This window comes from Brevibacillus sp. HD3.3A (assembly GCF_013284375.2).
Lineage (GTDB): Bacteria > Bacillota > Bacilli > Brevibacillales > Brevibacillaceae > Brevibacillus > Brevibacillus parabrevis.
In genome coordinates, this window is sequence record NZ_CP085874.1 from 1,244,561 (window position 1) to 1,254,121 (window position 9,561).

The window sequence follows — 9,561 nt, forward strand, 5'->3', positions numbered from 1 at the left end:
TTGTTTGCAAGAATCGCTCCCTCGGATTTTCCGTGTTTTTCCATTTTCCCTCTCCGATTTGCAGCTTTTGCTTGAATCCACGGTAGCATTTGCTATTATTAAAACAAGTGAGTGTTATTGAAATGAATGAACGACATTTGAATAGGATAGAAAACAGGTCCTTGTGTTTTTGCGAGTGCTTATTTCGTGAAAGACAGGGTTAAAAGGGAAGTTTGGTGAAATGCCAACGCGGTCCCGCCACTGTAAAAGAGTAGCTCTTCTTCCTGGCAACGGCGCCATCCACTGCCCCACTACGAGGCGGGAAGGAGAAGAAGAGTGATGATCCTTGAGCCAGGAAACCTGCCTGTTTTGGTGTATGCACTGTTTTCCTTCGGGTCAAAGGAAGAGGTGAGGATTGTTTTTGTCAGCTATCCGCGCTTTGTTTTCCTTCTAGATTTTGGAAAACAAAGCGTTTTTTTGTGCGCCTGACAAGCAATCGCTGACACTTTTTGGACTGGACAATGGGGTCCCCGAAAAGTACCTGAAAAGGGCTGGAGAAAACTATCCTTTTTTAGGTAACTGACGGGGGCCCTGAAAAGTATGTAGGGTCAAAATGACAGCAAGGTCTTCACTTCAATCTGGGGGTGTGCGTTGTGAGCAATAAACGTGGACTGTTTTTGGTCTATACCGGAGACGGAAAAGGAAAGACGACAGCAGCGGTGGGCCTGGCTGTACGGGCGACCGGGCGGGGGAAAAAGGTGATTATGATTCAGTTCATCAAGTCGCCTGAGCGGACGTATGGAGAGAAAATCATTTTTGACAAGCTCGGCATCGAGATCGTGCAAAAGGGCGTAGGCTTTACGTGGACGAAGACGCCAGAGGAGCATCGGGAAGCGCTCAAGGAGGCGTGGGCTTTTGCCCGGGAAAAGCTGTCTTCGGGAGCGTATGACGTCGTGATTTTGGACGAGCTGAACAACGCGCTGGCGATCGATCGTTTTCCCATTGACGATGTGCTGCCGCTGTCGGATGTTTTGGAAGCGATTCAAAACAGGCCGAGCCATGTGCATCTGGTCGTGACGGGGCGGAGCGCCAAGCAGGAAGTGATGGACATGGCTGATCTGGTGACAGAAATGAAGCCGCTCAAGCATTACTATGACGAAGGAATACCAGCAGTGCTGGGGGTAGAATTTTAATGAACGTGCTGGAAACGTATGGTCACGGTGGCGACTTGCTGACCGCCTCGCAACGCTTTGGCGTAAAGCCTGGAGAGTTTCTCGATTTCAGCGCCAATATCAATCCGCTCGGCATGCCGGAACGGGTCAGGGACATGCTGCTGGATTCGCTGTCTGCGGTGTTGCGCTATCCGGACCCGGGACACCGCGAGTTTCGCCAGGCGCTGGCGAAGCGTCTCGGACTGCCGGAAGCATATCTTTTGCCAGCCAATGGAGCGGCGGAAGCGATGGCTTTGGCGATTCTCGGGCTGCAACCAGAGACAGTCGGCGTCGTGTATCCGTGCTTTTCGGAATATGCAGAGCTTTCCGAGCAGTTTGGCGCGCGTGTCATTGGTTGCTACGGAAAAGCAGAGAACGGCTACAAGCCGGATCATGCCGAGCTGTACAAGCTGTTTGAACAGGCTGATCTCGTATTTGTCGGCTCGCCGAACAACCCGACCGGGATCTTGTACGAGCCGCAGGAGCTGTTGCAAATGGCGGACTGGGCGGCAGAGACAGGCACCTGGCTGGTCGTGGACGAAGCTTTTCTCGATTTCGTGGCGGAAGAACGGCAATTTACGCTGGCGAGTCGCCTGGAGAGCTTTCCTCGGGTCATTTTGATGCGGTCGATGACGAAAATGTATGCGATTCCCGGTCTGCGTCTGGGATACGCGATCGCCCATCCGGACGCGATCGCCAACATGCGGCAAAAGCAAGTGAGCTGGAGCGTGAATGCGCTGGCCCTTTTGGCGGGGGAACTGTGCCTGATAGAGCAGGAGTACGAGCGAAAAACCCGCAGCCTGATCGCCGAAGAGCGGGCCAAATTGCTCGACTTCGTCGGCAAGGAGCTGGGATGGCAAGTGTGGCCGGGAGAGGCGAACTTCTTGCTCGTTCGCTCGCCGGGGGAGCTGCCGGCGGCCCAGTTGCAAGAATGGCTTGGCAAAAAAGGGGTGCTGATCCGCAATTGCGCGATGTATCCCGGACTGACTGCCCATGACGTGCGCATCGCGGTTCGCGGAAGTGCGGAAAATGCTCGCCTGATGGCGGTCTTGCGCGAGGTGCGGGATGAAAGGGGCGGCAAGCGTTGAGTCTGGTGTTGGTGACAGGCGGCGTTCGCTCCGGCAAGAGCCGCTTTGCCGAAGAGCTGGCCGAACAGGCTGGCGAGCGAGTTCTTTACGTAGCAACGGGGCAAGCCTGGGACGAAGAGATGAAGCAGCGGATCGAGCGGCACAAAGAGCGCCGTCCAAGTCAATGGGGAAGCGTCGAGGTAGGGGAGCGGCTTTGCGACTACGAGAGCGTTGCATCAGGCTACGGGGTCGTGCTGATTGATTGCTTGTCGACATGGGTGAGCAATCGGCTGATGAGCGTCGAGGAAGCGCAGTGGCGCAGCCAGGAGCATACCGAAGCGCTTTTGCAGGAACTGGAGGCGTGGCTTGCCCTCGTCAGCCGCTCCCCGCAAAAAGTGATCGCAGTCACCAGCGAGGTCGGCTTGGGCGGAGTGGCGATGAATCGGCTGGGCAGATGGTTCGCCGATGTGCTCGGGGATGTCAATCAACAGAGTGCACGGCAGGCGGATGCCGTCTACGCGGTAATGGCCGGAATCCCGTGGAGGATCAAAGGATGAATGCATTTTGGCACGCGATTGCCTTTTTTACGCGGATTCCCGTCCCGTGGCTGCGCCCATCCGATGAGGCGTGGAAAAAAAGCGTCAACTGGTATCCGGCTGTCGGGCTGGTCATAGGTATTTTGCTATGGGGTGTCCACCAGGCAGGGCTTTCGCTCTTCAGTCCGTGGCTTGCCGCCGTGTTGACGCTCGTCGTCTGGGTGTACATCACAGGCGGACTGCATCTCGACGGCTGGATGGATTTGGCGGACGGATTGGGCAGCAGCAGGCCAAAAGAACAAGTGCTTGCGATCATGAAGGACAGCCGCGTGGGTGCTTTTGGCGTGCTGGCGGCGCTTTTGCTACTGCTGCTCAAGGCGGGCGCTTTGGCAGAGCTGACACATCCAGGCTGGGGGCTGCTCCTCGTTTTTGTTCCCGCAGCGGCGCGGACCCATGTCCTGCTTGCCATTCGGTTCTGGCCGTACTTGTCGGCGGATAAAGGGATCGGCAAAGGCATCAGCGCCGGATTGTCGCTGTGGGCGATCGTCATCGGCTATGTGGCTTTGCTCGCAGCTGGCTGGCTGGCAGGCGGCTGGCAGGTCGTCGCGGCGATCGCTGGATCGTGCTTGTTCGCTCTGCTGTTCTGTCGTTCGGTTGCCCGCAAGCTGGGCGGGCTGAACGGGGATTGCTACGGGGCTGTCATCGAGAGCAGCGAGGCGGTCATGCTGCTTGTACTGGTCGGGAGTTGGTGGTTATGAGGTGGGTCTGGATACGCCATGGCGAGACTGACAGCAATCGGGAACACAGATATCTCGGGCATAGCGACGTCCCTTTGAACATAGATGGAAAAAGGCAGGCGAGTGAACTGGCAGAGCGCTTGTCCCGCCAGATCGAACGGCCTGATGCGCTCTACGCCAGCGATTTGCTCCGGTGCCTGGAGACGGCCCAACCGCTGGCCGACGTATGGGATGTGCCGATCATCTCTGTTCCGGCTTTGCGGGAGCTGTCTTTTGGCGACTGGGAGCTGCTGACCTACGACGAGCTGATGCAGGCGGATTGCGAGCGGGCTACGCGCTGGTACGACGATCCTTTTCACTGCTGTCCGCCCAACGGGGAAAGCCTGCAAGCGCTGGGCCACCGCGTAGACGGCTGGTTGTGCAAGCTGATGGATCGGCAACAGCGGGAACCAAACGAAACGACCGTATTGGTTGCCCACGGCGGAGTGATTCGCTGGTTCCAGGCGGCATGGCTTGCAAAAGATCCGCGCCAATACTGGCAAGTAGACGGGCTAAAGCACGGAGAAGCGCTGTTTGCGGAGTGGGATGGGCAGCGCTGGCACAGACAAAGGCTGGGAAGCTAAAGAGAGGGACAACATGACGGAAGTGTGGGTATTGTGCGCGGCATACTTGATTGATCGGGTGGTAGGCGACCCGCGCAGCTTGCCGCATCCGGTGGTGATCATCGGATGGTGGATCACGCGGCTGGAGCGTGTCATTCGCGCGGTCGTCAAGCGGGAATCGCATTTGAAGCTGGCGGGAATCTTGTTTCCGCTCCTGATCGTGTCAGGCAGCTATGCCGCCGTCTGGCTGATTTTGTGGGTGGCTGCTCTCGTGCATCCACTGCTCGCGTGGGTGGTTGGAGCCTGGCTCATCTCCACGACGATCGCGACAAAAGGCTTGGCGGACGCCGGGCTGGAGATTGCCCGCCATCTGCTGGCAAATGACATGGCGGCGGCAAGGCGCTCCTTGTCGATGGTGGTAGGGCGTGACACGGATCAGCTCGATGAGCCGGAAATTTGCCGGGGGGCGGTGGAGACGGTAGCGGAAAACATCGTGGATGCGATTGTTTCCCCGCTGATCTACGCCGCATTGGGCGGTGCGCCACTGGCGATGGCTTATCGGGCGGCCAACACGCTTGATTCGATGGTCGGCTACAAAAATGAGAAGTACAAAAACTTGGGCTGGGCGTCCGCGCGTTTTGACGACGTGATGAATTACATACCAGCTCGCCTGACCGCGCTGCTTTTGGTCATGGCAAGCTGGTTGCAACGACTGGACTGGAGACAGTGCTGGGCGATGATCAAAAGAGACGCGCACCTGCATCCAAGTCCAAACAGCGGATTGCCGGAAGCGGGGGTGGCTGGCGCACTTGGCGTACAGCTTGGGGGTCTTAACTACTACCAGGGTGTGCCGTCCAATCGGGCAAGGCTCGGGGACCCGCATCGGCCGTTGGCTGCTGCCGATATCACGGCAACCATTCGTCTGATGTATCTCACTTCCTTGCTGTGCCTGCTTTTATGTTTGGGGATTGCAGCAGTTCTGACACTTGTCTAGCCGGATGATGAGCGAAAAGACACCGTAAGAGTAAGACCATATAACGCCTGCATGCGACACGTATGCGATGGAAAGGGGAGGGGCCGTATGAGCGGCAAGTTGTTTGTGATCGGGTTTGGCCCGGGAAGTTTTGAACATATCACCAAGCGTGCGCGGGAAGCCCTGCAAGAATCTGACGTCATTATCGGTTACTCGACGTACGTGGATTTGATCCGCGGACTTTTGACCAATCAGGAGATCGTCAGCACCGGGATGACCGAAGAAGTGACGCGTGCGCGCGAAGCCGTGCGCCAAGCGGAAGAGGAAGGCAAAAAAGTAGCGGTGATCTCCAGTGGAGACTCCGGCGTTTACGGGATGGCGGGTCTGGTCTACGAAGTGCTGGTCGAGAAAGGCTGGACAGAGGCGACTGGCGTTCCGATCGAAATCGTTCCGGGCATCTCGGCGATCAACTCCTGTGGCGCTATTCTCGGTGCTCCGATCATGCATGACGCCTGCACGATCAGCTTGAGCGACCACTTGACGCCATGGGAGCTGATTGCCAGACGGATCGATGCAGCCGGGATGGCTGATTTCGTCATCGCCTTGTACAACCCGCGCAGCGGTCGACGCACGCGCCAGATTGTGGAGGCGCAGCGCATCCTTTTGCAATACCGTTCGCCTGATACACCTGTCGGAATCGTGAAAAGCGCCTACCGCGAGCGCGAGACGGTCGTGGTGACGACACTTGCGCAAATGCTGGAGCACGACATCGGCATGTTGACGACGGTCATCATCGGGAACTCTTCGACGTTCGTGTACGATGGCAAAATGATTACGCCGCGCGGCTACCAGCGCAAATACACGCTGTCGGCAGACGAACAGCCGCTCAAGCCGCATCAACGGCTGCGCGTGGAAAATGAACCGTGGTCATTGGAAGCAGGCGACGAAAGCGTGGGCACGACTGCCCCAAAGACAGTAGAGCCAGCAAGTGAGCGACCTGTGCTGGCGACTGATGTGGAAAGTCCGTCGGCTGCTGGTCAAGCCGGACTAGCCGGAAGTGCAACGAGTACGGCTGTCCTGGAAGCTCCTCCGGTGGAACAGGCAGCGCAAACGGTTGCTCACCAGGCAGAGCGCTCGCCGCTCGATTGGGCCATGCAAGCGCTGAGTGCCGTCAATACGGCAAAAGGCATCGAAACGAAGCCTGCCCAAACAAGCGCTGTTCGTACGGCTTCATCGTTTCAGCCGGAAATGATTTTTGAGTTCGCCGTCAGTCCCGGTGTCGCCAACAAAAAAATCACGCCGATGCAGATGATGGCGATCGCCGAAGTCGCAGGAGAAAAAGGCGAGATCGAATATACCCCGCACCACCAGATCATCATGCGTGTGCCGACTGCTGATCCGGAAAGTGTGACCAGCCGTTTGCGCGAGCTGGGGCTTATCCTCAGCCCGATCGGGGATGTGTTGCAGGTGAAGGCGTGCGATTTTTGCGATGGCGAGAAAAAAGACAGCATCCCGTACGCGGAGGAGCTGCACCAGCGGCTGGGTGGCAAGGAAATGCCCAAAGAGCTGAGAATCGGCTTTAACGGCTGCGGAATGGCCTGCTATGGAGCTGTTCAGGAGGATATCGGAATCGTGTTCCGCAAAGGCAAATTCGATTTGTTCCTGGGCGCGAAAACGGTGGGACGTAACGCGCATTCCGGCATTCCGGTTGCGGAAGGCATTGATAAAGAGGCGATTGTGCCGCTTGTCGAGCGAATCGTGAACCGATTCAAAAAAGAGGCGTTTCCGAATGAGCGCTTCCACAAGTTTTTCCAAAGGGTAGGCGAGCTGGAGGGGTATGCCTGGTACGAACCTGCCAAAGCGGAAATCGAGAACGCCGCTTGCGGAGATTGACAGACGGATCAATAGGTAGCGGAGTTGACCGAAAACGAGGGGGAAACGAAATGGACGCGGTTTTATTTGTAGGACACGGAAGCAAGGACCCGGAAGGCAACGAAGAGATTCGCCAGTTTGTCGCTTCCCTTGCGCCTGAGCTGGATGTGCCGATTATCGAGACGTGCTTTCTGGAGTTTGCCAGACCAGACATGCTGCAAGGATTGAATACGTGTGTAGCGAGAGGAGCGACGCGGGTAGCGGTTATTCCGATCATCCTGTTCTCTGCGGGGCATGCGAAAATCCACATCCCGGCGGCGATTGACGAAGCGAAGGAGCTGCACCCGCACGTACAGTTCATCTACGGTCGTCCGATCGGCATTCACGAAGAAGTGATCAACATTTTGTCTACACGCATGGCAGAAGCGGGCTTCGCTTCCGGAGAAGATTACGACGATCTGGCTGTGCTCGTCATCGGGCGCGGCAGCAGCGACGCGGATGCCAACAGTGATATTTACAAAATGTCCCGCCTTTTCTGGGAGCGTTACAAGGCGCCTTTGGTCGAGACAGCTTTCATGGGTGTGACCTACCCGCTGTACGACGAGGGAGTAGAGCGCTGCCTGAAGCTTGGCGCCAAGCGCATCGTGCTGCTGCCGTACTTCCTGTTTACAGGTGTGCTGATCAAACGGATGAGCGATCAACTGGAGAAGTTCCGCGCGCAATATCCGGATGCCCAGTTTGAGATGGCCGAGTATTTCGGTTTCCACCCGTTGCTGAAAGAAGTGCTCAAGGATCGCGTCGAGGAAGCTTTGCACGGGGAAGTGAAGCTGAACTGTGACACCTGTCAGTACAGACTGGCAGCGATGGAGCATATCGACCACCATCACCACCACCATGATGACGATCACGGACATGGACATCACCACCACCATCACGGGCATCATCATGATCACGATCACCACCATGACCATGATCATCACCATGACCACGATCACCACCATGCTCACGATCATAACCATGACCACGATCATTACCATGATCATGACCATGATCACAAACACGACCACAAGCATGACCACGTAACCAAGTAGGAGGAGACACAGCATGATTCTCGTATTGGCTGGAACGAGCGACGCGCGTGAATTGGCCTTGTTGATCAAGGAAAACGGCTACGATCTGCTGACCACCGTCGTAACGGACAACGCAGCGAAAAGCATGGAGGAGGCCGGTGTGCCCGTCCAGGTCGGACGCTTGACTGCCGACGACATCCAGCAGTTGATCCAGGAAAGGGGCGTGCGCTGTGTCGTTGACGCGAGCCACCCTTTTGCGGAGGAAGCCTCGAAAAACGCGATGGCGGGCGCACAAGGAGCGGGTGTTCCGTACATCCGTTACGAGCGTGAGAGTCTGGATGCGCCAGGCAGCGAAAAGCTGATCATCGTCGAGGATTACGTGCAAGCAGCCGAGCTTGCGGCTGACAAGCGCGGCGTCATCATGCTGACGACTGGCAGCAAGACGTTGAAGACGTTCACGGATCGTCTCCTGGGCCTGCCGGACACGACATTGGTTGCCCGCATGCTGCCGCGGCTCGACAATATGCAAAAATGCGAAGAACTCGGCGTGGAGCAAAAAAACATCGTCGCCATGCAAGGGCCTTTTTCCAAAGAGCTGAACAAAGCGCTCTACGCCCACTATGGCGTGACGCTGATGATTACGAAAGAGAGCGGCAAGGTAGGCGCTTTTGACGAAAAAGTGGAAGCAGCGCTGGAAATGGGCATCGAGACAATCGTCATCGGACGTCCGAAAATCGATTACGGCACCAAGTTTTCCGACTACCAAAGCGTGCTGAACCAGCTTAAAGAGGTCGTGCAATAACGCGGCATGCCGCCTGTATAAACAAGCATCCAAACAAGTGACTGGAGGAAACCAACCATGGACTTCAAAACCGAATTTAAGCCTTTGACTGTACAACCGCAAGAGATCGAGGACATGAGCTTTCAAATCATTACCGACGAGCTGGGCGAGCACCCGTTTACAGAGGAACAATACCCTGTCGTGCAGCGCGTCATCCACGCTTCCGCCGACTTTGATCTCGGACGCAGTCTCGTTTTCCACCCGGATGCTGTCCAATCCGGTATTCAAGCGATTCGCAGCGGAAAAATCGTCGTGGCGGACGTGCAAATGGTTCAAGTCGGCATCAGCAAAAATCGGATTGAGAAATTCGGCGGCGAAGTGAAAGTATACATCTCTGACCGCGACGTCATGGAAGAAGCAAAGCGCCTCAACACCACTCGTGCGATTATTTCCATGCGCAAAGCTGTGAAGGAAGCAGACGGAGGAATTTTCTGCATCGGTAACGCGCCGACAGCTCTGCTGGAGCTGATTCGCATGGTGAAGGAAGGGGAAGCGAAGCCAGGACTTGTCATCGGAATGCCAGTAGGCTTCGTATCTGCGGCGGAGTCCAAGGAAGAGCTGGCGAAGCTCGACATTCCTTTCATCACCAACATCGGGCGCAAAGGCGGAAGCCCTGTAACTGTAGCGGCATTGAATGCCATCTCCATCATGGCGGAACGGTTGGGCTAAGCAG

Annotated in this window: 10 protein-coding genes and 1 riboswitch; all 10 genes read left to right on the plus strand. The window is 56.5% G+C overall.

The features are described from left to right. Positions 1–138 precede the first annotated feature (138 nt). Positions 139–362, plus strand: a riboswitch (cobalamin riboswitch). A gap of 270 nt (positions 363–632) precedes the next feature. The 10 genes from cobO to HP435_RS06315 all read left to right on the plus strand — a co-directional run bounded on the left by cobO (position 633) and on the right by HP435_RS06315 (position 9,557). Then, complete coding sequence (gene cobO / locus HP435_RS06270) at positions 633–1,172, plus strand: cob(I)yrinic acid a,c-diamide adenosyltransferase (protein WP_173598470.1); 540 nt, start codon at positions 633–635, stop codon at positions 1,170–1,172. Beyond that, positions 1,172–2,278, plus strand: a complete 1,107-nt coding sequence (cobD, locus tag HP435_RS06275; RefSeq protein ID WP_173598469.1) for a threonine-phosphate decarboxylase CobD — start codon at positions 1,172–1,174, stop codon at positions 2,276–2,278. Before cobO ends, cobD begins: the two co-directional genes overlap by 1 nt. Positions 2,279–2,283: 5 nt before the next feature. Beyond that, the gene (cobU, locus tag HP435_RS06280; RefSeq protein WP_229049938.1) at positions 2,284–2,814 is read left to right on the plus strand and encodes a bifunctional adenosylcobinamide kinase/adenosylcobinamide-phosphate guanylyltransferase; all 531 of its coding nucleotides are present in this window, start codon (positions 2,284–2,286) and stop codon (positions 2,812–2,814) included. Further along, complete coding sequence (cobS, locus tag HP435_RS06285; RefSeq protein WP_173596038.1) at positions 2,811–3,551, plus strand: adenosylcobinamide-GDP ribazoletransferase; 741 nt, start codon at positions 2,811–2,813, stop codon at positions 3,549–3,551. The genes cobU and cobS overlap by 4 nt, the downstream gene beginning before the upstream one ends. Further along, a complete protein-coding gene (locus HP435_RS06290) occupies positions 3,548–4,153 on the plus strand; it encodes a histidine phosphatase family protein (RefSeq protein WP_173596039.1) in 606 nt (201 codons plus the stop codon). The genes cobS and HP435_RS06290 overlap by 4 nt, the downstream gene beginning before the upstream one ends. A 13-nt stretch (positions 4,154–4,166) precedes the next feature. Beyond that, positions 4,167–5,126, plus strand: coding sequence for an adenosylcobinamide-phosphate synthase CbiB (gene cbiB, locus HP435_RS06295; RefSeq protein WP_173596040.1), 960 nt, complete (start codon positions 4,167–4,169; stop codon positions 5,124–5,126). Between the two features lie 87 nt (positions 5,127–5,213). Then, complete coding sequence (cobJ, locus tag HP435_RS06300; RefSeq protein WP_173598468.1) at positions 5,214–6,998, plus strand: precorrin-3B C(17)-methyltransferase; 1,785 nt, start codon at positions 5,214–5,216, stop codon at positions 6,996–6,998. 50 nt (positions 6,999–7,048) lie between these two features. After that, positions 7,049–8,068 carry a sirohydrochlorin chelatase gene (locus HP435_RS06305; RefSeq protein ID WP_173598467.1) on the plus strand — a complete coding sequence of 340 codons (1,020 nt, stop codon included), beginning with the start codon at positions 7,049–7,051 and terminating at the stop codon, positions 8,066–8,068. A 13-nt stretch (positions 8,069–8,081) separates the two neighbouring features. Beyond that, positions 8,082–8,849: a precorrin-6A reductase gene (gene cobK, locus HP435_RS06310; RefSeq protein WP_122962809.1), complete on the plus strand. Its 768-nt coding sequence runs from the start codon at positions 8,082–8,084 to the stop codon at positions 8,847–8,849. 57 nt (positions 8,850–8,906) lie between these two features. Next, complete coding sequence (locus tag HP435_RS06315; RefSeq protein ID WP_063228372.1) at positions 8,907–9,557, plus strand: precorrin-8X methylmutase; 651 nt, start codon at positions 8,907–8,909, stop codon at positions 9,555–9,557. The last annotated feature ends 4 nt before the right edge of the window (positions 9,558–9,561 follow it).

What these genes read in the sequence shown, in the direction of transcription:
- cbiB (WP_173596040.1), top strand. Translation starts at nt 4,167, where the DNA reads ATGACGGAAGTGTGGGTATTGTGCGCGGCATACTTGATTGATCGGGTG.
- cobK (WP_122962809.1), top strand. Translation starts at nt 8,082, where the DNA reads ATGATTCTCGTATTGGCTGGAACGAGCGACGCGCGTGAATTGGCCTTG.
- cobS (WP_173596038.1), top strand. Translation starts at nt 2,811, where the DNA reads ATGAATGCATTTTGGCACGCGATTGCCTTTTTTACGCGGATTCCCGTC.
- HP435_RS06305 (WP_173598467.1), top strand. Translation starts at nt 7,049, where the DNA reads ATGGACGCGGTTTTATTTGTAGGACACGGAAGCAAGGACCCGGAAGGC.
- HP435_RS06315 (WP_063228372.1), top strand. Translation starts at nt 8,907, where the DNA reads ATGGACTTCAAAACCGAATTTAAGCCTTTGACTGTACAACCGCAAGAG.
- cobJ (WP_173598468.1), top strand. Translation starts at nt 5,214, where the DNA reads ATGAGCGGCAAGTTGTTTGTGATCGGGTTTGGCCCGGGAAGTTTTGAA.
- cobD (WP_173598469.1), top strand. Translation starts at nt 1,172, where the DNA reads ATGAACGTGCTGGAAACGTATGGTCACGGTGGCGACTTGCTGACCGCC.
- HP435_RS06290 (WP_173596039.1), top strand. Translation starts at nt 3,548, where the DNA reads ATGAGGTGGGTCTGGATACGCCATGGCGAGACTGACAGCAATCGGGAA.